Source organism: Microvirga sp. GN3 (genome assembly GCF_055792825.1).
The window spans coordinates 39,249-62,350 of record NZ_JBVVAK010000017.1 but is presented as its reverse complement, the minus strand read 5'-3'; the positions used below and the strand labels follow the sequence as shown (position 1 = coordinate 62,350).

At 58.3% G+C, this 23,102-nt stretch carries 21 protein-coding genes; 20 read left to right on the top strand and 1 reads right to left on the bottom strand.

The features are described from left to right. Positions 1-11 precede the first annotated feature (11 nt). From ACS5Q1_RS11060 to ACS5Q1_RS10965, 20 genes are all read left to right on the top strand, one after another. Positions 12-797: a hypothetical protein gene (locus ACS5Q1_RS11060; RefSeq protein WP_473098226.1), complete on the top strand. Its 786-nt coding sequence runs from the start codon at positions 12-14 to the stop codon at positions 795-797. A gap of 37 nt (positions 798-834) precedes the next feature. After that, positions 835-2,028, top strand: coding sequence for a DnaB-like helicase C-terminal domain-containing protein (locus ACS5Q1_RS11055; protein ID WP_473098225.1), 1,194 nt, complete (start codon positions 835-837; stop codon positions 2,026-2,028). 3 nt (positions 2,029-2,031) lie between these two features. Then, the gene (locus ACS5Q1_RS11050; RefSeq protein ID WP_473098224.1) at positions 2,032-2,265 is read left to right on the top strand and encodes a helix-turn-helix domain-containing protein; all 234 of its coding nucleotides are present in this window, start codon (positions 2,032-2,034) and stop codon (positions 2,263-2,265) included. 93 nt (positions 2,266-2,358) lie between these two features. Beyond that, positions 2,359-2,715 carry a TrbC/VirB2 family protein gene (locus tag ACS5Q1_RS11045; RefSeq protein WP_473098223.1) on the top strand — a complete coding sequence of 119 codons (357 nt, stop codon included), beginning with the start codon at positions 2,359-2,361 and terminating at the stop codon, positions 2,713-2,715. 151 nt (positions 2,716-2,866) lie between these two features. Next, positions 2,867-3,181: a VirB3 family type IV secretion system protein gene (locus ACS5Q1_RS11040; RefSeq protein WP_473098222.1), complete on the top strand. Its 315-nt coding sequence runs from the start codon at positions 2,867-2,869 to the stop codon at positions 3,179-3,181. A 36-nt stretch (positions 3,182-3,217) separates the two neighbouring features. Next, a complete protein-coding gene (locus tag ACS5Q1_RS11035; RefSeq protein WP_473098221.1) occupies positions 3,218-5,668 on the top strand; it encodes a VirB4 family type IV secretion/conjugal transfer ATPase in 2,451 nt (816 codons plus the stop codon). 92 nt (positions 5,669-5,760) lie between these two features. Then, positions 5,761-6,519, top strand: coding sequence for a hypothetical protein (locus tag ACS5Q1_RS11030; protein ID WP_473098220.1), 759 nt, complete (start codon positions 5,761-5,763; stop codon positions 6,517-6,519). 34 nt (positions 6,520-6,553) lie between these two features. Further along, positions 6,554-7,837 carry a hypothetical protein gene (locus tag ACS5Q1_RS11025; protein ID WP_473098219.1) on the top strand — a complete coding sequence of 428 codons (1,284 nt, stop codon included), beginning with the start codon at positions 6,554-6,556 and terminating at the stop codon, positions 7,835-7,837. Positions 7,838-8,000: 163 nt separating this feature from the next. Next, positions 8,001-8,177 (top strand): hypothetical protein, encoded by a 177-nt coding sequence (locus ACS5Q1_RS11020; RefSeq protein ID WP_473098218.1) that lies wholly within the window; start codon positions 8,001-8,003, stop codon positions 8,175-8,177. A gap of 24 nt (positions 8,178-8,201) precedes the next feature. Continuing rightward, the gene (locus ACS5Q1_RS11015) at positions 8,202-9,020 is read left to right on the top strand and encodes a VirB8/TrbF family protein (RefSeq protein ID WP_473098217.1); all 819 of its coding nucleotides are present in this window, start codon (positions 8,202-8,204) and stop codon (positions 9,018-9,020) included. A gap of 39 nt (positions 9,021-9,059) precedes the next feature. Further along, complete coding sequence (locus tag ACS5Q1_RS11010) at positions 9,060-10,736, top strand: TrbG/VirB9 family P-type conjugative transfer protein (RefSeq protein WP_473098216.1); 1,677 nt, start codon at positions 9,060-9,062, stop codon at positions 10,734-10,736. 11 nt (positions 10,737-10,747) lie between these two features. Next, positions 10,748-12,517, top strand: coding sequence for a TraB/TrbI/VirB10 family type IV secretion system protein (locus ACS5Q1_RS11005; protein ID WP_473098215.1), 1,770 nt, complete (start codon positions 10,748-10,750; stop codon positions 12,515-12,517). Positions 12,518-12,528: 11 nt separating this feature from the next. Beyond that, positions 12,529-13,551, top strand: a complete 1,023-nt coding sequence (locus tag ACS5Q1_RS11000) for an ATPase, T2SS/T4P/T4SS family (RefSeq protein ID WP_473098214.1) — start codon at positions 12,529-12,531, stop codon at positions 13,549-13,551. A gap of 13 nt (positions 13,552-13,564) precedes the next feature. After that, entirely contained in the window at positions 13,565-13,864 is a 300-nt protein-coding gene (locus ACS5Q1_RS10995; RefSeq protein ID WP_473098212.1) for a hypothetical protein, read from the top strand. 4 nt (positions 13,865-13,868) lie between these two features. Then, the gene (locus tag ACS5Q1_RS10990; RefSeq protein ID WP_473098211.1) at positions 13,869-14,384 is read left to right on the top strand and encodes a hypothetical protein; all 516 of its coding nucleotides are present in this window, start codon (positions 13,869-13,871) and stop codon (positions 14,382-14,384) included. A 73-nt stretch (positions 14,385-14,457) separates the two neighbouring features. Further along, complete coding sequence (locus ACS5Q1_RS10985) at positions 14,458-16,818, top strand: type IV secretory system conjugative DNA transfer family protein (protein ID WP_473098210.1); 2,361 nt, start codon at positions 14,458-14,460, stop codon at positions 16,816-16,818. Positions 16,819-16,903: 85 nt separating this feature from the next. Further along, entirely contained in the window at positions 16,904-17,530 is a 627-nt protein-coding gene (locus ACS5Q1_RS10980; RefSeq protein ID WP_473098209.1) for a hypothetical protein, read from the top strand. Between the two features lie 232 nt (positions 17,531-17,762). Then, complete coding sequence (locus tag ACS5Q1_RS10975) at positions 17,763-18,248, top strand: hypothetical protein (RefSeq protein ID WP_473098208.1); 486 nt, start codon at positions 17,763-17,765, stop codon at positions 18,246-18,248. Between the two features lie 113 nt (positions 18,249-18,361). Then, on the top strand, positions 18,362-20,263 hold the full coding sequence (locus ACS5Q1_RS10970; RefSeq protein WP_473098207.1) for an ATP-dependent helicase: 1,902 nt from the start codon (positions 18,362-18,364) through the stop codon (positions 20,261-20,263). 40 nt (positions 20,264-20,303) lie between these two features. After that, a complete protein-coding gene (locus tag ACS5Q1_RS10965; protein ID WP_473098206.1) occupies positions 20,304-20,897 on the top strand; it encodes a VUT family protein in 594 nt (197 codons plus the stop codon). Between the two features lie 300 nt (positions 20,898-21,197). On the opposite strand, the gene ACS5Q1_RS10960 is transcribed toward ACS5Q1_RS10965, so the two are convergent. Further along, positions 21,198-22,751 (bottom strand): hypothetical protein, encoded by a 1,554-nt coding sequence (locus ACS5Q1_RS10960; protein WP_473098204.1) that lies wholly within the window; start codon positions 22,749-22,751, stop codon positions 21,198-21,200. Positions 22,752-23,102 lie beyond the last annotated feature (351 nt).

Genomic DNA, 23,102 nt, shown 5'->3' with positions numbered 1-23,102 from the left:
AATCGACGCGAATGTTCGACGCGCAGTCGTTGGTGGATCTCTCCAAGAAGGGTCAAAAGCAGATCGTCGTGGCGATCAGGCTCGCTGCGGCCTTAGCTGAGAAGGGACGCTCGATCAGCCGCCATGAGGCTGCGGCCCTCTGTCGGGTATCCGAGCTCGTATTCGAAGAGGTTCGCAAAGACCTCGAGGACTTCTTCACAATTCACGCGGGTCGGATCACGTTCAAGGATAAAGATAGCCAGCCGGCGCCGTGGGAGATCGACGATAGCAAGACCGACCAGCGGGTCGCGAAGCACCTCGAAAGCCTGGTGAAACGGCACGAACAGCTCAATGCTGATACCCCCAAGGCTCGTGCAATCCGCGACCTCATCTCGCTTGGGATCGCCGAGCAGCAGGCGGCCAAGAATTACCATTGGCTTGCCCAGGCCCACGGACACGACCGGCTCGTCCAGGCTATAGAGTATTGCAAGCCCCTCAACCCAACTGAACCAGTGGGCATGCTTCTCAACTGGCTGCGCCGGAATGCCGGGAATCCGTCTTCTACCCTTCGCGTCTCGAAGCCAAACGTCGTGTTCAAGTTTGTGAAACCGTCCAATCCGGAAGCGGCGAAAACGGAGTTCATCGGCTGGGAAGCCCCTCCTGATGGAATCGATCCATCAAGCTCCTCATTCAAATGGCCGCAGGGTGCCCGCAGACGCATCTACCGGCAGCGCACAGGTCACATCCGTTTAGAGCTCCCACCGCCAAATATGCACATCCCCTCAGTGCAAGAGGATATTGGCGTTCTAATCCGCTGACATTAACCCGCCCCTACTCCCAGACGGCAGTTCAATCATGAATGCGTATGACGAAATTATCGGCGCAGTGCTGCGCGAGCCCAGCTTGTACGAGAAGGTGCGATTTCTCAGTCCGACTGACTTTGTGCAAGACGACCATATCCAGATCTGGGGCGCGATCCGCGAAAGCGTCTCCGAAGGTCACGATCCGACGCCAGAGCGCATCACCGCGTCCACTTTCCTAGATGACCAGGATCTTCCCCGCCGGCTAATTCACCGAGCATCTGCCAATGTCGATGCCCTGGTCCGTCAGGCGCGTCTAATCTCCGAGGAGCGGAGTAGAGGGCGAGCCATCACCTTAACCCGTGAGGCGCTGAAAAAGCTCGAAGACAAATCCAATCCTCAATGGCGCGATATAACCAAAAGCCTTTCGGACAACCTGGTCAGCGAGACGCCTACCGGGCGCTCTATGACTGCCAATGAGGTTCAGAAGCAACTCCTTCGGCGCTTGGATCGGCAGGTCTCCACCAGGATCCCCACAGGCCTCAGGGCGCTAGACGCGCGGCTCGGCGGTGGCCTGCACCCAGGTACCCTCACGATGCTTGGCGCCTTCGGGAAAACTGGCAAAACCACTCTTTGCGCCACCATCAGCTACAACATGGAGGCCGCAAATACCCCTCACCTGATGGCGTGCCTGGAGCGGGGCGGAACCGAGGTTGAGGAACTCAAGACGGCCCGGCGGCTCGGCTGCAAGGGATTTGACCTCGGCAAGCACAAGGACAAGATCGCGGCCCTCGCGCCAATTAAGCGTTATTGTCACTATGTCCACGACACTGCCATGACGGTCGACGACCTCAGGCACGAAATCCTGTATCACCGCCGGCGCCACGGCATCGTCGCAGCCCTGATAGATTTCTGGCAGCTGATCCAAGGGAAGGAAAAGGGTGAGTCCCTCGATGCCCACCTGACCAGGGTTGCCCAGCGACTTCAGGCTACCAGTGTCGACGCCGATATTCCGATCTTTATGACCAGCCAGCTCAACGACAACGGCCGGAGCCGTGACAGTGCGGCCGCGCTCACCGCCTCAAACCTCTTTCTCATCCTGCACCGGGACAAGGATGCATCTGAGGCCTGGATGGAAACGATCGTCAGTAACATTACAGACGAACTCGATATCGGCAGTATCGGAACACCCCAATTCATCCTCGACCGCGAGGCCGGCCCTCATTTCCGGGACATCACCACGCTCTAGGCGATGGAAGGAATCTTTCCGATGCGCCAGCAGACACACCTAGCTCGCCTGAGAACAGACGCAGGCCTGACCCAGAGGGACATGGCCACTCTGCTTAAAACCAGCCAGCCGTGGGTTTGCCGCCTGGAGGCGAACCCTGATGCAGCCACCGTCCGCTCGCTGCGCCGGTACCTCTCAGCACTGGGCTACGATCTGGTTCATGTTCCCGCAATAAACCGCAACCCCACTTCATTGTAATTCGGAAAACGGGTATAGAGTGATCCTCGGGACGAATTCCAAACCGTTCACGAATCATAGGTGGCATGTCGCCTATCAGCAGAGAGGGTTTCAATGAGATATAAAACGCATCTGGCAGTCGCGGCCTGCGCACTTGCCGTAACAGCGCTGATGGCGGTCGACAGCTCGGCGTCCGCTCAGGTCTTCGGCGCCCTGGAGTCCAAGGGCAAGAACGCCTTTGAAAATATCAAAAATCTGTCGTTCCTGGTTGGCGGCTTTGGCATTATCGGCCTTGCCGTGATGGCGTATTTCGGGCGCTTCCAGTTCAAATGGCTCTTCGCTCTTGTCGGCGGCCTCGCCCTGATTGCGGCGTCTGGCAGCATGATCGACTACGTCACCCAGAGCGGCAGCAACTCTGAGCAGGTGTCAATCACCTCAACAGACTTCGGCGATACGCTGACCGCACGCTAATCTGTTGATCGGCGGCAGAAAGTTTAACCAAGGGGGCCCTTTTCGGGCCCCTTTTTGTCGACGACTGCTCCTCATACGCTGTAAAAGGGAAAACCGAACTAAAGTTCTCGAATCGTACAAAACAATTCGCTAAACCAATAAGGGTGCCGTCGTGCAGGACATCGACACCAAAATTTACCGGCCCGTCTCGATGCCGCAAAAGTTCGTCGGCGCTCCCCTACTTCCGGCCGTGTTCTCCCTGTGTTTCTCCGTTCTCAGCTTCCTCTTCCTCGTCTTCTACGACTTCGGGCTGCCTAGTGCAGTGGTCGTTCTCGGGTTCCTGGTCTCGATTTTTGCCGGCCACGGGGCTCTCGTCATGCTCGGCGGGAAAGAGCCTCATATGACAACCCTCATTCAGACGATGCGCTATTCGCTTCAAAAGTGCCGCCGAATCGGCGGCAAGCCCCAGCGCCGGTTCTGGCCCTAACCCCTCGCCCTTCACGTCGTCACGAAAGCCGCTCACATGAGCCAAACGCTAGACCTCCTCCTCTCCTATCAGACCAGCCTACGGGCCGTTGCGACGGTTCTCGGCGCCGGCGCAGCCGCCGCTGGGCTCGCCTTTACCATCCCCTCGGTTGTTGACCGGCTCAGACCCCCTGCTCGCCAGGAAACGTTGGCGGACTTCCTGCCGTTCATCGAGTTACTGCCCAACCGAAAGCACATCAAATGTGTTGCCGACCGGTACATTTCCATCGTCGAGATCGGGGGCGCGGAGCTAAACCTCAGTTCCTTTGAGACCAGGGCCGAGCTCTTCCTTGCCCGAAAGTACATGCTGGACGAGGCGCAGAGGTCGTCCTTCGCCGAGATACGGTTGTTTACGACCAAAGAGCGCCTCCCGATCAAGGCCTCGCCAAACCGGACCAACCCCCTGCTCCAGGCAATCTCTGAGCAGTGGAACAAGGACTTCAGCCACGCTTACTCGCTTCGGCACTTCGCTCTGCTCGTGGTCAAATCCAGCGACGATCAGGAAGCCTCAGAGTTGCTGAAGCAGTCTGAGGATTTCATCCTCCGGACGCTTAATGCCTATGACTGCCGTGTTCTCGAAGAAGGTTCGGATCCGACAACAGGTCCGGCCGCCGTCCTTGCCCGCTTGATCAGTCCTGTCAGCCGCCCATCGCCCAAGGTGGCGGGACTGGAGGATCGGGCCATGAACCGCATGATCGCCGTAGACTCAATCGATTTCGGGTCTGACGACACCGGGATTCTGCACTTCTCGAATGGTCGCGAGGAAAAGCTGGCGACAATCCTTGGTGTGCGTGACTGCGGCGAGAAAACGTCGGAGAACGCCTACAGGGAGATTATCGGCATTGATGCCGAGTTGGTCATCCATCACGCCATTCAGCCGCTCAATACCTCGCTCCAGATGGCAAAGCTGAAGCAAGAGCAAATGGCCGCTCCGATGATGACGCTATCGCAGAATGCGTCTTATGAGATCATGGAGGCCATCAGCCTTCTCGACGGCCAGTCAGAGATGAAGGCCACTCTGCACAACTATTCGATGAATGTTGTAGTCTACGGCGAAACCGCAGAAGACATCGGAGAAATCGAGAACGAGATCGTCTCGACTATTTCGCGGACCGGCGCCACGTGCGTGCGTGAGTTGATCACCGCCCAAGCCGTCTGGTTCTCGATGTTCTCCTTTGACCGGCTTTGGCCCCGGCAATTCCGGTTCATGAGCCAGAATGTCGCCACTAACCTCGTCCTCCATAAGCCGAACATCGGCCTGCGGAAGTCGGACTGGTGCAACGAGCCGCTGAGTTTCTTTCGTTCTGTGACGGGCGAGGCCTACGCCTTTCAGTTCCACGCGACTGAGGACAAGGAAGGTGTTCCCCACTGCGTCTCCATCGGCCCTACCGGAACGGGCAAGACCACCCTCGTCAGCTTCTTGGCTGCACAGTCGCTTAGAATACCCGACCTGCGGGCTTACCTGTTCGATAGTTTGAACGGGTGTGAGGTCTTCGTCCGTTGCGCCGGAGGCGATTACATTGTCTTCGACGGGGATGCCTCATCTGCCAAGATGAACCCGCTCCTTCTGGAAGATACCCCCGATAACCGTCAGTTTCAGCAGCGTTGGCTCCGCCTCCTAGGTGACGCCAAGGATGCGTTCGACGAGGAAGAAATCACCCGAGCCCTCGACATCAACTATGCTCCGTACCTGGACGCGAGCTTCCGCAAGCTGGAGTCCCTGCACAAGGCGGCCTTCTCACCGCACGGTCATCTAAGGAAGTCCCTGCAGCCTTGGATCGATCCCAACATGCTTGGCGGCTACTTCAACGCGGAGCAGGACAATCTCGATCTGACGAAAACCCGATTGGTGGGGTTCGATATGACCAAGATCCTCACCGACCAGCGCCTTGCTCCTCCAATCGTTGAGTACATTATTCATCGCATCCGCTCGAACGCGACAACAACGGGCTCTCCGTCGCTCGTGTTCATCGATGAGACGGAGCCGATGCTTCAGAACGAGTTGTTCCGAAACAACTTCGTAAAGGTAGGCTTGCAACAGGCTCGTAAGCTCCGCCAGGCATTTATCTTGGCCTTCCAGCGGCCAGAGGCCATCAAGGCAACCGGGATGTCTGAGTTGATCCGCGGCCAGTGCCAGACCGTCTTCTTTTATCGCAACAAGCTCGCCAAACCTGAAGACTATGATGATTGGGGCCTTAACGAGAGCGAGCTCGCCTTTGTTCTGGGCAAAGACTTTGCAGGACCGGAACACAAGTACGCTGTCCTTGTAAAGAAGTACTCCACGGGTCAATCGGCGATCCTGGATATCGATCTGTCCGTTCTCGGTCGGTACCTCAAGGTCTTCTCGTCCGGTCGACCGGCCGTCATCGAACTCACCAAAGCTATCGAGAAATACGGCCAGGACGCATTCCTCGAACCCTACCTCAACGGCGAATTCGCCACTCGCTAAGTCCCTCCCACTGACCAACAGAGGCTATTATGACCCTACATTCCCTTCGATCCCGGCCATCGGCCATCTCTTCGATGCTGGCTGTTATGCTCATGTCCATCTGGCTGAGCGCGGCGGGTGGAAGCTTCGCCAACGCCCAGGTGCCTGTTCTCGATTCCAACGTCTTCGGCCAGGTCCAGCAGACCATGAAGACGGTGACCAACCAGCTCGGCCAGTTACAGAACATCCTTGGCACCGTGAACCAGTTGCAGCAGGCGCTCGGCGAGCTTGGGCCGAGCCAGATTTCCGGACTCCTCGGCCGCCTCTCGTCGATGTTCTCGGAGATCAAAGGGGCCGGCGGCATCGGCCAGATGATGAGTTCCCTTCATGGGATCAAAGCCACTCTGGGCTCCCTCGAGAACTTCGGAAATCTCGGGCGCAATGGCAGCTTCACGTCTTCCTTCAACACGCTGCAAACGGCTTTCGGCCAAGCCTCACAGGGCGTCGGGACGATCCAGAGCGGGATTACCCAGGCTCTCTACGTAAACAAGGCCAGCGGCACCCAAGCGGACGTTGAAGCTATCAATGCCGTGCGAGCGATCAATACGCGCACGGCAGCGACAAGCGCCATGGCTATTGCCATTCAGGGCAAGGATCAGGTCTCCAAGACTTCCCAGGACATCCAGAAGATCTCGGATCAGGCCAAACAGTCCCAGGACATGCGCGGCGACCTCGCCGTCAACAACGCGATCATGATCAAGATGTTGGAGCAGGTCATCCAGAGCAATGCCCAACTTTCCGCCATGCTCCATCTCCAGTCGGCCAGCGCTATCGGCAACGACAGCTACAACAGCCAGTCCAGCGGCCAATAAGACGTCTGCTCACGTCAACGAAATGAGGAGTGCCATGCAACGCAAGAAGGTCATACTCGCCTCCACGGCGATCATCGTCGGGCTCTTTTCCAGCGATATGATCGGGCAAGCAAACCGGCCCCTCATTTCAGAGGCTCAGGCGAAATGGAAGACACCCTGCCAGTGGGCGAGCGGCGGCGCCCTCTGGGGGTGGTTCCCCTGCCCTATTATCGATCCCAAGCGACTTGCAGATGAAGTCCAGACGACCATGGACGAGAACCTGAAGCTAGGAGCCATGATGGAACAGCTTCAGGCATGGCAAAAGACCCTCAGCAGTGTCACGGCTCCAATCTCCCAGGTCCGAGCCTTCCTGAACAGCCTCTTCTCATTTGGCGGGTCCGCAGGGCCGCTCACGACCTTTAAGGATGACGGCAGGATCAACCTTCCCCAGGTGATGGCCTCGGCAAACCCGGCGAACGTCCCGGACATGTCACGCGCGGTCGCGGACTTCTACCTCCGCCCCGGCTCTTCAAACCCGGCTGAACGAACCCAACTTTCCCGCTCCGTTTACACTGACGGCTTAGGGGCGGCCGTGGCAGCCAAGTCTGTGGTCACCAAGAACCAGGACGAGATCAAGAAGCTCTCCGAGGAAGTCGGAAAGGCTAAGACGCTGCGGGACGACTTTGTGGTTAACGCGAAGATCCGCCTGACACTTCTCCAGGTCCTTGAGGAGCGTAATCGTCTCGTTTCTCGCCTGACATCGGGCCAAGCCGTCACTCACCTTCGGCAGATGGGCCAGGATTCGTTCGCCAGCAACAGCAGCTGGACCTCTAGCTCCAATCCCTATGGAAACCCCCAGGCCTACGCGAACAGCGTAGAGCAGGAAGCCCGTTCAGAAGATGCTTTGAGCGCGAAAGCCCTCTTGCAAGCTCAGGATGCTCTAAACGCCGGTCGCCAGTCTCTTGTGTATGCTGTCGAACTCCACAATGGCCTTATCACTGGACACAATCTTAACCAGAGCATTCAATCCGGCGGCGGGTCCGACACCAACTACCTCAGAGACGAACTCCAGACCCTCAGCCAGCGGTATGGCGCTCCTCTCGATACGCCAGAGCAGGTCCACGCGTTCATCAATAAGCTCGCTGCGGAGACCCAAAAGGGTATCCGAACCGCTACGCAAATCATGCAGCAGCATGCCTCTCTCCGCTCAGAGGCATCGCTGCGGCGGATGATTGCCGATCAAGAGACCATTCTGGAGAATCTGCGCAACGATTCGAGTTACCGGTCATACATCTCGGTTAACGCAAATGTGCCTCCATCAGGCGCGCTCACTGACTGATCTGACCCGCGTTAACCATCTGAAACTCTTACATTTTAACTTACCTAGTCATTTCCTACTCATATCCCCGCGGATTGTTCCGCGCGCCGTCGAAATAGATTGGACGAGCGAATTTAAAGGTATAGAAGCGAATTAAAGAACACCGATCACCAGGAAAGATCGAATGTTGATTCGCATTGTTGTTATCGCTCTTACTGCCCTTGCTCTTAGCGCCTGCGGAACCTTGACCCAGGACGATCCTATCGGCATCGGCCGCTCACCAAACGACCTGAAGAAGAGCCCTTGTGCCTGCATTCAGCTGCCAAATGCAGCGAATGACGTGCTTGTGCTGCCAGTTTAATCCTTTCAATCGGCGTCGTTTACCATGACCTCCAGCGTCTCCCGCCTCCAGCGTCTCACCGATCGTATCTCTCCTAAGAAGGAAGGGGATGCTGCACCCGCAACCTCGGCGCCCGAGCCCCAGGTTCATGCTGAGCGTGTGGCCCACTTTCCCTCCATCTCTAACCAGAAGCCGAAGGACAAGATCGGCGGCTACCTGCGTGACCATGATGCGCCTCATGCCGCTGGCCGGCGCGCTGCGGTCTCGGACAAGCTCCTGATTGCCGTCGCGGGCGTGTCGCTTGCCATCAACGTGGTGCTCTCTGTCGCGATCATGCAGCTTATCCCGCTCTACCGTGTCGTACCTTTCTTCGTCACCTGGTCCGACAAGTCCGATCAGGTGGTTCGCGTCGAGCCGCCGACAGGCAACTTAAAGTCGCTGGCCATCCTCGAAGAGGCGAATGTTCGTGAATACGTGACGATGCGCAATACGATCACTGACGATCCGCAGCGCACGATTTACCAATGGGGCACCATCGTCCGGCTGATGTCGGCCAAGCCCGTTTACGACCAGTTCCTTGCGGAGACGAAGCCTGTTTATGACTCCCTCAAGGAGAGGCGCTTTACCCGTAGCGTGTCGCTCAAGAGCGTTCTGAAGATCCAGAACGGCTACTGGCAGGTTGAGTTCGATGTCATTGACCGGCGCATCGGCTCCGGCCTCACCGACGGCGGCGACGAACGCAGGACCTTCGTTGCACAGCTGCGTGCTCAGAACGTCGAACAAAGCATCAGCTACGACAACCGCTTCCTGAACCCGCTGGGGTTTACGGTCACCGCTTACACAGTGGCGTCCAAGAAAGACTAAGCCGTCGCGGCGCCAATAAGATCACCAGGACCTAACCCAATGACCTCCTCGCGCTCTCGTAATCTCTCAACTGTCGCGCTGGCTGCCTTCATCGCCGCTTCTGGGGTGAATGCTGCCCTCGCGCAAGGCACCCCAATGGGCGGTGCCGGCCAGATCACCCAGGCACAGGCAAACGTGCCAGTCGATTATGCCAAACCCGGCGTTCCCGGCCTGGCGCCGGAACCCCTCGACATGCCCTCGCAGGTAACGTCACAAGGAACGTCTCGGATTGCGACGGCAGTCGCCTCGAAGCCCCTCGGGCTAGAGCAGATGGCATGGCTCGATCCGAATAAGCACAAGTCGCCTCGCCAGACCCGTCCCGGCTTCGTGAAGATCTCCTGGCGTCCTGACGACGTGATGGAGGTTAATGCTCGCGAGGGGCTTCTCAGCGTGATCAAGTTCCCGCGCCAGGAAGAAGTCGTTCAGGTCATGTCCTCGGATCCCGGTTCGTTCGAGACATCGACTGCCCCCAACAAGCGGTCGGTTGCCATTCGCGCCATCTACCCGGGCGTTGACGGCAACCTGATCGTCTACGGCAGCTCGGGCAACGTTTATAACTTCTATCTCCGCTCTCTTCCCTTCAACGCTGACCGTCTCCCGGACACAACGGTAGAGGTCGTGGTCGGCGGCATGGAGGCTGGCACGGGTGAAACCCTTGCGTCGACTGCCCCCGTTTCGATGCCGTACACAAACTACAAGGACCTCTACGAGCCAGCGGTGAACAAGGCGACTGCCTACTTCGACGCCGGTGGACGGGAATATGCCCGTGGCGCTCCGGTCAACCCAGGCGACATGCGCAACAACATCAGCATCGAGGCCCGCTCGCAGGAAGATGCCGTCATTGCTCCGATCCGCGCTTGGCACGATGGCCGGTTCACCTACCTGGATTTCGGTCCTAACGCCTCGTCCATGACCGAGTGGCCCGTAGCTGCCCTTGTCATTCAGGGCGTCGAGAGCCCAGTTGGCACCCGCGTTGCTGGCAAGGACCGATCGATGATGGTCATTGAGGCCATTGGGAACATCACGCTGCGCAATGGCGGCCGTCTTGTTTGCCTCCGTCTGGCTCGCCCCCTGGACGATAATCGCTACGCCAAGGACGCGCCAATCGTCGACCCGCGTCGCACCGTCGTGGTTGAGAAGCCGGTGATCGTAGAGCGCGAGGTTCCTGTCGAGGTCCAGAAGACCGTCGTCATCGAAAAACCGGTTCCCGCGCCTGCCGCGAGGCCCGTTGCCCCAGTGCCCCAGCCTCCCCTCATCCGGAAAGGTGCAGTCGAGCCTGTCGAGAAGAAGATCGTGGCATCGGCCGGTCCTCTCGTCGCTCCAATGGCAATTCCCGCAGCAGCGGTTGCTCCTGCCCCGGCCGCAGCTCCCATTCCCGCTCCGGTAGTCGTTCCCGCGGCCCCGCCCCCGCCTCCGGCTCCTGTTTCCGGCGCCATTATCCTCGGCCCATACACCAAGGCAGAGGGCGAGCAGGTCTGGAACCTCTATCGGGCAGATAACCGCCTGCAGGCAGGTAAAGCGAAACTGTCGTGGCAGTCCCAGACCGGTGGGTCCCTCAAAGCAGCTCCCTCCTCAGGGCGCGCCATGATCAGGATCAGCGGCGTGAATCCCTCTGCGGCGGCTTCGATCTGTGACGTTCGTCGTCGGCATGGCGACACCTGCTTGGTTGCGGAATAAGGGGCTAGACAATGAGCGATGATCCCAAGCGCAAAACCAAAATCCGGCTCCTTACTGCAACCAGCGCCTTTGCCCTTCTCGGCGTCACCCTGTTCCTTCTGACATTGCCCGAAAGGAACACCGCGCTTTCGATGAGACAGGCTGCCCTGCCGCCGTCTGAACCCGTGTTTGCGCCCGCCCAGCCCGAGGCTCCAAAGGCACCGCCACGGGAGGGCGATATCTCTCCTGATCGGGCGACGATTGAGGCGCGTGACATTCCGGCAGGTAAGGAACGCTTCACGTCGACATTCTCGATCCGAGCCACGGACATGCCGGCGACCATCAAGACTGTCACCATGCCTTATGCGCAGGAGGCTGGAATTCGTCTCGACGCCAGCAATTGCGAGGGCATCCGCCTCGAAGTGGATCAAGCCTGCTTGGTCCAGTTCGTCTATGATCCCGCAATCCCAGGGCGCGTCGATGGCCGTATCCTGATTACGGCCGCCTCTGAGCGGTCCGATGGTTCAGTCCGTAACCTCACAAAGGTGGTCAGCGTCGATGCCACGGCGATCACTCCCGTTGTCGCCGAGCCGGTGGTCCTTGCTCCAGCTCCGCCCCCGGAGCCGGAATACGATCCGGCCGCAGAGGCGGTCCTCAGGAATCGTCGCTCCGCCAGTCTTCTGACCTCCCAGTCTGATGCTGAGAACCTGACCTACCTCGGCCCGCAGCGACCGAGCGAGGAGGATTGGGAGTCCATTGGCTACAAGCGGAATTCCTCGAGCTACCCGGTCGACATGAGCCGCGTCGTCACGATGGACAAGCCCATTCCCGCAGTCATCAAGATTCCGATCGATACCCGCAATGCATCCCGTGCTGTTGCAACCGTCGAGCGCGACATCTACGGCGGCGACGGACGTCTTGTGGTCATCGAACGTGGATCGACCCTCATCGGAACCGTCGAAGCTATTGGATCAACGGGCGAGGAAAAGGTCGCCATCGCCTGGGAGCGCTTGGTTCGCCCTGATGGTGCGGCATTCGCCTTCCAGGCTACCAGCGGCGATGCGATGGGACGCGCCAGCATCCCGGCCCACATGGATAACCGCTGGTTTGAGCGCTTTGGCACCACAATGCTGATGTCGGCGCTCAACGTGGGCGTGACCTTGGGGCTCAACGGCTCCCAGACGGTTGTCACTTCGGTCAGCCCCTACGGTGCCGGCTCAGCCAATATCGGCCAGGACGCCAGGGGAATTGCCACCCAACAATTCCGCGAGGATACCCAGCCTCTCATTCAACAGTTCACCGAGGAGCAGCTGGCACTGCCCCCCATCCGCACTGTCCCGGTTGGAACCCGCATCACCGTCTTCCCCAACACCGATCTGTGGCTCAAGCCGATCAATCCCACCCAGAAAATGCGTGAGGACTACGCCAGCAAGGTTCGTGCCTCGCCAGAGTACCAGGCAGCTCGCAACAATCCAGGCCGCTCGTTTGGCCAAGGCGCTACTCAGCAGGCGGGCGCGGCAGGGCCGAACCGCTTCAATGCTCCGATTGGTACCAGCGTCCCGCAGTACATGCAGAACGGCGGCGTCGTTCAGAACCCGACCTCCGGCATGAACAGCCCAATGGTTCAGGACCTAACCCAGGCCGGAACTCAGAAGCAGCGGGCTAAAGCAGACGACAGCCTGGATTTCATCACCGCCCCGTCGGCGAGTGAGAAGCTCCAGCAGCGGCAGCAGGCTCGCCAGAACTCGCAACAACAGTCGGCGGCCGGGACCCCTATGGGTCAAAACTGGTCACCCTTTTGAGAGACGGTCCAATGAGCAGCACGAGCACCCAGGTCCTCCTCCAGAAATTCATTGGGCCTCTCTATGAGCGCCTCCTCCACCCTGAGGTGGAGGAGATCGCCATCAACAAACCCGGCGAAATCTGGGTTCGTCGGCGCAAGCCTGACGAGCAGGGGCGCCAGTGGATCCCCGAAGAGGCTCCCGACCTCACGGGACGGTACCTCGAGAACATCTGCCACATGGTGGCAAACCTGCAGAACATCCCGAACTTCGGCGCAGCCGGAATGCCGGTCGTATTCGGTACCGTCCCAGGTGGGCATCGTTTCGCCGCGGGAATCGGCCCGAACATCCAGTCCGAAACACCCGAGGGAACCAGCGAAGAAGGCTCGATCTGTGTCTGCGTCCGCCAATACAACAAGGAGCAGACGGTCGACCTGCAGGACTACGGCATCACACCAGGCCAAAGGCTTCGCCCTCCGGTAGCCTCGATCTTCACTCGGGCGACCGACCCTGATGACCCCTTCGCCCAGATTGTGAACTCCCTGACACGAGGCGACCACATCCTCCTGTCCGGAGCGACCAGCAGCGGCAAGACTACCTTCCTGAACCGCCTTGTCTCGTTTCTCGATGACCGCAAGCGGATCCTCACAGTCGAAGACACGCGCGAAATCCGCGTTCTTCAGCCCAACCGGGTCCACATCCTGATGAGCCGCACGCAGCAAGCCAACAAGTTCGACTACCGTGCTGTGCGCGACCTGATCGTTCGAATGACCCCGGATGTGGTCATGGCCGGCGAGATCTCCAACTCAAATGCGGCCACGATCTGGGAACTGATGACGACCGGCCACGGACACTTCATGACAACCATTCACGCAAGATCCCCGGACGAAGCGCTCACCACCTTCATCAACTGCATCTCAAATGCACGGTCGATGGCGGGCAACACGGATGCCATCGATCGCGACGAACTCCGAGCCCAGATGGCGGAGCACATCCGCGTCATCCAGATCGAAAAAGACTCTCTCGGCCAGCGCCGCATTTCTGCCGTTGCCTAAAATCGAGGCTCCCATGATTTTCCTGATCGCCATATTCGTCCCGCCTATCTCTCTCGTGATCCGAGACGCCAAGTATGATGCCATCGCCAGCTTGGTGATGATCTGCCTCTGCATACTGCTTGCGCCAGCCGTTCTTCCGTACATCTGGATCGCGGCTGTTGTGCACAGCTTCCAAGTCATTCGCCGCCAGGACGACGACCGCAGAACCCAGGAGGTCATTGCTGCGATAAAGGGCCACCCTGCCGCAAGCGACCTTATCTCGGCTCCTGAGGCGACGGTGGGCGGCCAGATCGCCCTACAGACGGGAGCATAAGGCGATGGCAACCAAACTCCCCACGGGTCAAAGCCTCAGCGCGACGCTGACCGCGGTCAATTCCATCGCACTCAACGTTTTTCCTGCTCAGCATTATGGGGCCCATCTTCTGCCGGCTCGAATGCTGTTCAAGGGTTTGATGCTCGCTTTTATCGACAGCCGTGCACAACACCCTGGACTAGACGACGAGGACGCTCCCGCACCGACGCTCGAACAGTTCGCCGATGCCACGCTCTCCGATCTTCACGGCCACTTGGCTGGAGGAGCCAATGCCCCCTTGCTGCAATGGGTCAACGACAAGAGCGCACTTGGCAAATCGCCGACACCGCTGCGCCAGATCGCGGTCACCCATCTATTGACGGTCCTGCAGGATCAACCGGCGGCACGTTACGGCATCATGGCTGTATTCGATGCTCTCGGCCAACATATCACGGATCGTTTTGCGATCGTGGATGCCCAGGAAATATCTGCTGACGCCACTGGCGCTGAAGCTCCGACGACTCTTTCAGCCGCAGCCTGAGATCTGAAATCCGGGAAGCTCCGCCTCCCGGGCTCCTGTTACGCCCCTCGCTCTCTCTATTCCGGTTTCTGTCATGAAGCTCCACAACCCGCTCAAAACAGAGTATCTGCCCGAACACATGACGGAAAGTCAGCGGAAGCATTACCGCTGGCTCGGGACCACAGCTGCCATTGGCCTTCCGCTGGCCGGTGTCACAACCCTGTGCACCCCGCTCTTCCGCTGGCTGATCGACCAGTCGATGAACCAGCGAACCCTGGACGGCGTCGGCGCCTTCTTCGGCCGCGTTGCGGGTGGCGACATACTCTCGATGAACTATGCCTTCGTCGTCTCGCCTAACTACGGCGGCTTTGACGCGCTGAAGGCCTATCTGGGCGTGGCGTTGGTCAGCACTGTGATCTACATGGCCCCGGCTCTCCTCAATCCCTATCTCCGCCAGGTAATGAAGGGCGGCTTTGCCGATTGGTGCGATGACGAGACGCTCGGTGAGATGGAGGCTCGTGAACAGGTAGGCATTAAGGGCGGGCACCTGATGGCCCTAGGCCGATGGCCGAAGGGTCCTCGTAAGGGGCAGATGGTCATGATGATCGAGACCCTCTCTGCTCTTTGCCTTGCCCCTCCCGGAACAGGTAAGACCGCAGCCTTCGTAGTTCCAACACTCCTGAAGGGCGACAACGTTTCCTTCATCGTCAACGACCCGAAGCCCGAGCTATATGAGATGACCGGACACTATCGGTCACAGGTGAGCCACGTCTTCATGTTGAACTGGGCAAAGGTGGACGAACCCAATTACGTTCTTACATTCGATCTGAATAAAGCCAGCCCGTTCTGGGACGTGTTTCTCGAGCTCTACGGTAAGGGCACCAAGGGTCAAATTCCCGAAGAACTGGTTGTCGGCTACAAGGCCCGGAACGCGGCCGGGCGCGACGACGGAACGTTCGACGCTCCGATTGCCCCTGCACGGTTTGAAGCGGTCAAGGCTTGGATCAATGAGCGAGATGGCGCAGGGGTCTACGCAGTTCGGGACCCGGTCTACTATCCGCGCTTCAACTTCCTTTCGCCGAAACTCGTCCCGCCGCAGGGACCGGACCGTGACACCTATCTGGACACAGTCGCGAAGACCCTGATCCCGAACCCCGATGGCGGTAAAGGGAACGACTACTTCGTAACCAAGGGTCGTGCTGCGCTCACTGGATTCATGCACTACCTGATTTCCAAGGTGGGCGACAAAAAGCATTACGACGGGCTTCCGGCTAAATGGAATGGCTACGAGCCTTCAATCCCGATGCTGTCTGACTGGCTTGCCGTCTCGCAATTTGAGAGCACTAAGAAGACCGGCGACGAAGATCCCATGGCAGCAATGGGCGCTGACAAGATGGGCGACTGGATTCGCACCCTCTGCGACGATGTTGTTCCGGCCGAGCAGGGCGGGAAGTTCCCCTCGCCGCGAGCCTTCGTCGAGTTAAGCTCGCTGGTCAACATGGCCGACAAGGAAAGGTCCGGCGTGTTCGGCACAATGGATCAGGCCCTGCTCCCGTTTAAGAATGCCGCCGTTGCGCAAAGAACATCCGCCTGCGACTTTACCCCGGATGACATGCGCGGGATGAAAGCTCCCGGATCGGACGAGGTAAAGCCGGTCACCCTCTACATCTGTGTGAACCAAGCCGAGGCTGGAGCCTTCGAAACTGTCACAGCGCTCCTCTACGAGGTCTTCTCGCAGAGTTTGATCTCCTACGGTCCCGGCGAATTCAATCACAAAACCGGCCGGGAGCTCGGTCCATTCCCGGTCTGCTTTGCCTTGGACGAATTCGCCAAGCTGCCGCGCATCGAGTCCGTCATCACCGGCCCGGATCTTGGCCGGTCCAAGAAGGTTAGCTACCTGCTGGCCGCCCAGGACTTCGGTCAGATCCGGAAGAAGTACACAGCCGAAGACGAGTCGGTCATTATCACGACCACCGCCGTCAAGTACGTATTGGCTCAGAACAACACCGACACGATCGACAAGTTCAAGAAGATGGTCGGTGAGACGACGATCCAACGGGCGCAGAAGACCTATAACGAGGGCCTCTCAAAATCGGCAAACCCGATGGCTTGGAGTCGTTCGGAGCAGATCGAAAACATCAGCTTCTTGCGCAGTGAGGATGTGGCCTCTCTCAAGCCAGGTAAGAACATCGTCCTCGTCCAGAACTTCCTGAACCGACCCATGAAGCTCGATACCCCCTACTTCTTCAAGGACAAGGACATGGTGAAGCATGTCCGCTCCCGCGGGAAGGGGCCGATCGCGACCCAAACCGTTCCTGAGTTTATCTTGAGAGACCGCCTGACTGCAGTCGATCCCGCCGATGCGGCGAAACGGAAGGCCGGTCGGCTCAGGAGGGAACGGGATGACCAGGAAACCCGGCACCTCACGCCGGAGGTTGTGGCGTACGAAGGTTAAAGGCCCTTGCATCTCTACTCAGGCCTCATCAGAAAGGCACGCTCGTAAGAGCGTGTCTACCCCTGTAGTTGTCCATGAGGTCATCATGAGCGCCCAATCGCCGCAAACAGAGTTGCCATTTATCTTCATTCCGGCGGTGTATCATGCCGGAAATCTGACGATCCTCGAGAAACGGGTCGATCCCCTCTACAATCGCAATTGCGACTTCGAGCTTGGATTACTTCCGGTTTCCCTCGATCCGGCTGAATGGGTGGCCCGGAGTCATCTTAAAAACCCTACGATCTACAAACTCATCTCTGGCGAGGACCTAAAGTTTCTCGACGCTGAATGGACAGTTGCGACTCATGCTGCCAGGATCGCTCGCGACGCTGAATATTTCGGCATCGCGGACGCTTCTTCAGGTACTCTTCAAGGCACAAAACAACTTTGGGACGCGCTCAAGATTGCCCAGAATTCAATGCCGAATGGTGGAGGGCATGACCAGAAGATTTGGCTGCTTCATATGTGCCTCGCGGTTCTTGCGACGGAGGATAGATCTATCGACGGTCTTTGGTGGAGTGACCTCCAACAGGGCGCATTTCCGACACAGCGAGGAGGTCTATATCAACATCGGCTTGCCCAGTACACGGTAGCCGAGACCGAGCTTCCATGCTCGAGCACACCTGCAGCCCCATTGACTATCCCAACCGTCATTCTGCCTGAAACCCGATAAGTCGAGAGAACCCAAAGCGGGATCTCTGCTCATTTGGTGCGATCCGTCTGCGTCTAAACCCCAAAAGTGAAATGGCTGTGACCACTTCTAAGAACATCCTCGTACAGCTGATCTCAGAATTAGCGGATCTCGCTTGGTTTGATCTGATCCGGTTGTGGCCAATTCCGACGATACTTCTTGCGCTAATCCCAATCGTAATTGGCAGTCGTCGTGCTCTGGCTGGAATTAGATCTTGCCGGACCGAGATCGAAAGGCTCAGGTACCGGGTGAATTGGTATCGGAGGGGGTCGACTTTCACTCCAAAGCGCTTGCCGTATCTGTCGTTCTCGCCGTTGCCTTATGGGTTCAGGAGGCAGTGCTTTCCGAGAATGGGCCTGGACTTGTACAGTTCCTCCAGCCGTTTGGCTTTGCCTTTCTTGGTGCGATCATAACCTTGGAGGTCATTACGAACCTAAAGCTGTCGGCGCGTCGCTGTAGTGGCAGCAACATAGTCACTCGGCTCTTCAAGCGCGGTCCGGTAGTCTACATAGCCTCGTTCCTGATTGCCGCTACCATCATGGGCGCGATGGCTTTAACTATGCAGTTTTGGGGGGCAGCAGTGAACAATGCCGACGCGTGGAAGGGATTCGGGACTATAGCGTCCGCCGTAGTAATTGCCGCACCAATCTTCCTCTTCCTTACACGTCGATCAGAGGAGAGGATCTACAAACCGCGTTGAAGGCACCCAAAGCGGAAGCTTTAAGCACTTCTAGGATTAACAGAAACCATTGATACCAGTCTCATTTTTGTGGGCGAGAGAATTGTCCTTTCAAACCCCAATAAGAGACCACCATGCCAGACTTGGCCTTTCCGATCTCGGCACAACCCTCGATCGAGGCTTCGCTCACTGATGGCCTGAACCCCCAGCAAAAGGCTGCTGTCGAGGCGTTCCATAAGCCGCTCTTGGTCCTGTCCAGTTCCGGAACCGGGAAAACCCACGTTCTGGCGACCAAATTCATCTACGCGGTCCAAGTCCTCGGCTATAAGCCCGACGAGATCATGGCAGTCACTTTCACCAGAAAGGCCGCTCATGAGTTGAAAGAGCGCATCGGCCGGAAGATCGTCGCTGACGTAGAAAACCTCTATGTCGGGACGTTCCATTCCCTTTCTTCCCGTATGCTGCGGATCCACCAGGCGATCCATACCGGCGAGAAACCCTTCACCATTGTGGAGCCGGAAGAGATCAAGATGACCCTGACGGGCATCCTCGCAAGCCTGGACGGTTTCGGAAACTCCTCCAGCAGCCGAGAGATCGACAAGCGGATCAATGCGCTCCTCAAGACGATCGATGCCGCAAAGAACATTGGCGCCAGCCTTGGCACCGACAGCAAGTCGACATGGATCACGAGCGCTCCGGGGCTATCCAAAGAGGATAGCGATATTCTCGCTCAGTATGAAAAGACGATGCGGGAGAACCGCTGTCTCGATTACAACGATCTGATCCTGGATTTCATCCGGCTCACGAACGGTAATCCTATTGTTGCGCGATCCTGGCGAAAGAAATTCAAGCTCGTCCTGGTGGACGAGTATCAGGACACCAATCCCGTTCAAGAACGCTGGCTACAGATCTTCTCTGACGCGGGGAACAATCTTGCATGTTTCGGAGACGATGATCAGGCTGTCTATGGTTGGCGCCACGCGACTGTCGATAACATCCTGACCTTCGAGAAGCGGTATCCCAATTCTGTCGTCATCAAGCTCGGAATCAATTATCGCTGCCCTGAGCAGATTGTCAGGAAAGCAGGGAAGCTAATTTCCGCTAACCAGAAGCGACACTCGAAGACGGTCCGATCCGGCAACAAAGGTCAGGGCGATATCGCAAGTATCTCCTGCAACGGGCAGCAGGGGATGCTCAACCAAGCTTTGGTTCTGATCCAGTCAGTCGCAAAAGCTCAGCCCAGGGACATTACCGTCCTTGCCCGCACGAACAGCGATGCCGACGAGGTGGCCCAGTTCCTCAGCCGCCACGGGGTTAACATCTTTCGGTTCAATCCCGATGCGGACTCCTCCCCTCAGCTTCAGACGTTCCTTGCTTGGCTGCGTCTGTTGGCAAATGAATCCGACAGCCCGGCAGCGATCAAGATCATGACGAGCCTCGCCGGCCTCGGTACCGCTCAGGCAGTTTGGCGAGCCGCCAGGATGGAGGGCCTTCCGGTGATGCGGTGGCTGAGCAAGCGTGCGGACGCCGGCAGCCTGAGGCAGGACGGCCTTCTCAGGCTGATAGAGATATATCAGGGCCTCCGGAGTGCGACGATGATCTCGAGCACATCCGAGATGATCGAGCTCGCTCTCTCCTATACGGATCTCGATAAGGACATCGAGGCTCTCAATCCAGCCCGCCGGGCTCGCTTCTTCCGCCAGTACATGGCGATCTCAGAGCACGCGCATCGGGTCGAGGATCTCGCCACAATCATCGCGACGGCCCAGACGGAGATCGCTGATGTCGATGGTCGACCCGACAATGCGGTGGCGGTTTCAACGATGCACGCCATGAAAGGACTGGAATCGCCCGTTGTGATCTCCCCCGGATGGAGCAAGGGGAAATTCCCAAGTGGCTTCGATAAGGGAGATGAGATCGACGAGGCCCGCCGCCTCGCCTTTGTCACCATCACCCGCGCGTCGGCCCGATGCTACCTGCTCTGGGACAGCCAACTCGGCCCCTCTCCGTTCCTCAACGAGATGGGTCTCGCCTGATCCTGAGCCGAACTTCTACTCCGAAAGATTGAACCCCAACATGATCAAACACCGGATAGCCGGCTTTGCCAGCCTGGTTGGCTTTCTGCTGACCGTTCCCCTCGCCAACTACTTCGTCTCACGGATTGGCACGATCTGCCCGCCCGACGGACCATGCCTCATCCCCGTGGCTCCTGGGATCATGTCCCCGAGTGGCGTGATCTGGGCCGGGGTCGCCCTCATCCTCCGCGATCTCGTCCAGCGGCAGCTCAGCGTCGCGTGGAGTACGGTCGGTGTCCTGGTGGGGGCGGCGCTCAGTTACTTGATCAGCCCTGCCTTAGCCCTTGCGAGCGCCGTCGCCTTCTTGATTTCGGAGCTCATCGATCTGGCCGTCTACACCCCGCTTCAGCGCAAGGGGCTCGTCATCGCCGTCATCGGGTCGAGCCTAGTTGGACTGCTGGCCGATTCAATATCGTTTCTCTGGCTGGCCTTCGGCTCGCTCGAGCATTTTGCAGGACAGGCCCTGGGGAAAGCGTGGATGATCGTTCTTTCTCTGCCGCTCCTCTATTGGCTGAGAAATCGCGATACACGAGAATTGAAATCAAGCGATCGCCTCCCGAAAGGGTCGGCGCCCACTCATTTCCAGACATCGTAGTTTCAGCACGCCGGGGGAGCCCTCCTGGCTCCTCCGGGATCGCATTTCATGGCCCACTCTTCCTGCCTGCACGCCAGCCTCGTCCTTTCTGTTGTTCTTTTTGGAGCGACAGCGGCCCATGGCAGGGCCGCAAAGAAGCAAGAGAACGTAGCCCAAGCTCACAAAGTTGAGACCGTCAGCGCAGTTCCGGTGGTCCAGCCGGAGACTTCAACTTGCCGGAAGGTTCGGCGCCGCCTCTGGGTTGAAGATCAAGGATGGGTCGTTCGACAGGTTTCGGGCTGTTCTTAGGATCACTGCCTCTCAGGGAGCGACCATTCCATTGGTGAGAACAAGCTTACCGTTCGCTTCCTGCACGAGTCCCTCGACACGGGCGTTACACTGAGACCTTGGGACGGGGCCACTACAGTTCGCCAAAACCCATTTCATACTTCCCAGGTCCAGCGTACCCCGATCGAGAATGATGTCGCCCACCCGTTTCGACCCATCGTATACGGCACAGGAAGGCGTGCTCATCCCGATCAGGTAAATGGTACAGAATTCGACCGCGACGTGTTCCCCGATCACTTCCCGCCACAGGCTGATGAAATCACGGCTGTCGAGGGAACCATCGGCAGCCCGTTTCAGCTTTAGGGCCTTGCTGGATGCGTCGGAATGCTCTTGCTCAGTCCGCTCCACGGTGCATTCGGTTTCATGGACTGTCCTCAGGTAGCGAAAGTCACTCCCATCGAAAACGAAATAGTGGAATCCGCTCTTACCATCACTCGGATCGTGCCAGGTACTTTCATCGTACTCGAACTTGCCAGTCATCACGATGAGGGAACTGTCCAACTCAAATCCGAAATCTGGCCCGCCCACAAAATGTGTTTTGTCGCTACACCAATTCCCGGTCCCGGTGACCACGCTGAAGGGAAGCATCTTGACCTTTCCGGTGGCCACATTAACCACGGCACCGCGATTACAGCCGGTCCCGCAGCCCCAAGTCGTGATTACGTATCGGCCGGCGAAGTTCGGGGGCTGTTGAGCTGCATCCCGGATGCGCGTGCGGTAGTTGTTTTTGTCTGGGTCGTCTAAAATCGGTTTCGCGTTGGCGCCCCTGTGGATTTTACTGACCGGATAATCCGGGAATTGTGGGACCGACACCGGAGGTTGCTTTAGCAGGGCGGCCTCTGCCTTTGCTACCGCAACCTGCTCCTGGACAGACGTCTTTGTCGCCTCGAGTGTGTGCACCAGTGATGGATCTGCTTCGCCCGGCTTAGGGTTCGCCTCACGAGTGCTGGGCGCGGTTTGGGGGGCCTCTGTGACCACCTGGACACCGTGACCAGACCCCGATGCAACTTCGGCCTGCCGCATGATTTCGCAGCTGGTCCGGGCCCATTGCCCATCAGGCGGAATATCCGAGGTCTCTGGCTCCTGATCATTCCGCATACGGAACTGCCTAAAGGATTCCGAGATGGCATTGAGGCTTACCGAGCCGATCTCCCCGGCCGCATCCTTGTATAGGCGCAGCTCTCCTCCAAGCTCTTTCCCGGCCTCGGATGCTCCTACCGCAACGAGCATTTCCTGATTGTCGCTCTTCCGCCGCTGCTGCCGGAATTGAAAAGTCTCGCCCGTTTCGATGATCCTCAAGTCCCACGGCGCGTCGGTTCTCCGGGAATCAGAGATCAGGAAAAATCCGAAGGCGTCCTGGATAGGTGCGAAGACGATCCGATCAGTGTTGCACGGATAAGGACCCGGCGCATACCGCAACCGGCCGATCATCTGGTCAACCGCCCGGGGAAGGTCCTGCAGATAGGCACCCGCCACGAAGCCGGACCCGGTCCCCTGGCCAAAGATCCGGTCATGCTCGGCTGACATTCGGTCGACATCAGCCTTACAGGCCTTGAGACCCTCGCTAAGATGGGTGAAGACGTCCTCCGGCTGGTGCTGACGCTTTAGGGTGCGTTGCACGTGATCAGCGACACATTTCGTGGCAACCCTGACGAAAGGCACATGGGCCCTTCGTTTCGCCTCTCCGGAAGCCTCCTCCGCTGACAGGCGAGCACCCGTTCCGGTACTCGCACAAATAGCTAAAGACAAAACCCCAAGCACGAGCCCCTTAGATAGCATCCTGCTCTCGCCCCCACCCATAGCCACCCAGTATGAATATCGTCCAAAGGGAAGTAAACGGATGCCGGGTGATCCAAATGGCGCATTGGTCGAGATCTT

Excerpts from the sequence above, each read along its gene's own strand:
- ACS5Q1_RS11025 (WP_473098219.1), top strand. The coding sequence starts at position 6,554 with ATGCAACGCAAGAAGGTCATACTCGCCTCCACGGCGATCATCGTCGGG.
- ACS5Q1_RS11035 (WP_473098221.1), top strand. The coding sequence starts at position 3,218 with ATGAGCCAAACGCTAGACCTCCTCCTCTCCTATCAGACCAGCCTACGG.
- ACS5Q1_RS11060 (WP_473098226.1), top strand. The coding sequence starts at position 12 with ATGTTCGACGCGCAGTCGTTGGTGGATCTCTCCAAGAAGGGTCAAAAG.
- ACS5Q1_RS10970 (WP_473098207.1), top strand. The coding sequence starts at position 18,362 with ATGCCAGACTTGGCCTTTCCGATCTCGGCACAACCCTCGATCGAGGCT.
- ACS5Q1_RS10985 (WP_473098210.1), top strand. The coding sequence starts at position 14,458 with ATGAAGCTCCACAACCCGCTCAAAACAGAGTATCTGCCCGAACACATG.
- ACS5Q1_RS11010 (WP_473098216.1), top strand. The coding sequence starts at position 9,060 with ATGACCTCCTCGCGCTCTCGTAATCTCTCAACTGTCGCGCTGGCTGCC.
- ACS5Q1_RS11050 (WP_473098224.1), top strand. The coding sequence starts at position 2,032 with ATGGAAGGAATCTTTCCGATGCGCCAGCAGACACACCTAGCTCGCCTG.
- ACS5Q1_RS10960 (WP_473098204.1), bottom strand. The coding sequence starts at position 22,751 with ATGTCAGCCGAGCATGACCGGATCTTTGGCCAGGGGACCGGGTCCGGC.
- ACS5Q1_RS10995 (WP_473098212.1), top strand. The coding sequence starts at position 13,565 with ATGATTTTCCTGATCGCCATATTCGTCCCGCCTATCTCTCTCGTGATC.
- ACS5Q1_RS10990 (WP_473098211.1), top strand. The coding sequence starts at position 13,869 with ATGGCAACCAAACTCCCCACGGGTCAAAGCCTCAGCGCGACGCTGACC.
- ACS5Q1_RS11015 (WP_473098217.1), top strand. The coding sequence starts at position 8,202 with ATGACCTCCAGCGTCTCCCGCCTCCAGCGTCTCACCGATCGTATCTCT.
- ACS5Q1_RS10980 (WP_473098209.1), top strand. The coding sequence starts at position 16,904 with ATGAGCGCCCAATCGCCGCAAACAGAGTTGCCATTTATCTTCATTCCG.
- ACS5Q1_RS11020 (WP_473098218.1), top strand. The coding sequence starts at position 8,001 with ATGTTGATTCGCATTGTTGTTATCGCTCTTACTGCCCTTGCTCTTAGC.
- ACS5Q1_RS11005 (WP_473098215.1), top strand. The coding sequence starts at position 10,748 with ATGAGCGATGATCCCAAGCGCAAAACCAAAATCCGGCTCCTTACTGCA.
- ACS5Q1_RS10965 (WP_473098206.1), top strand. The coding sequence starts at position 20,304 with ATGATCAAACACCGGATAGCCGGCTTTGCCAGCCTGGTTGGCTTTCTG.
- ACS5Q1_RS11055 (WP_473098225.1), top strand. The coding sequence starts at position 835 with ATGAATGCGTATGACGAAATTATCGGCGCAGTGCTGCGCGAGCCCAGC.
- ACS5Q1_RS11000 (WP_473098214.1), top strand. The coding sequence starts at position 12,529 with ATGAGCAGCACGAGCACCCAGGTCCTCCTCCAGAAATTCATTGGGCCT.
- ACS5Q1_RS11030 (WP_473098220.1), top strand. The coding sequence starts at position 5,761 with ATGTCCATCTGGCTGAGCGCGGCGGGTGGAAGCTTCGCCAACGCCCAG.
- ACS5Q1_RS11045 (WP_473098223.1), top strand. The coding sequence starts at position 2,359 with ATGAGATATAAAACGCATCTGGCAGTCGCGGCCTGCGCACTTGCCGTA.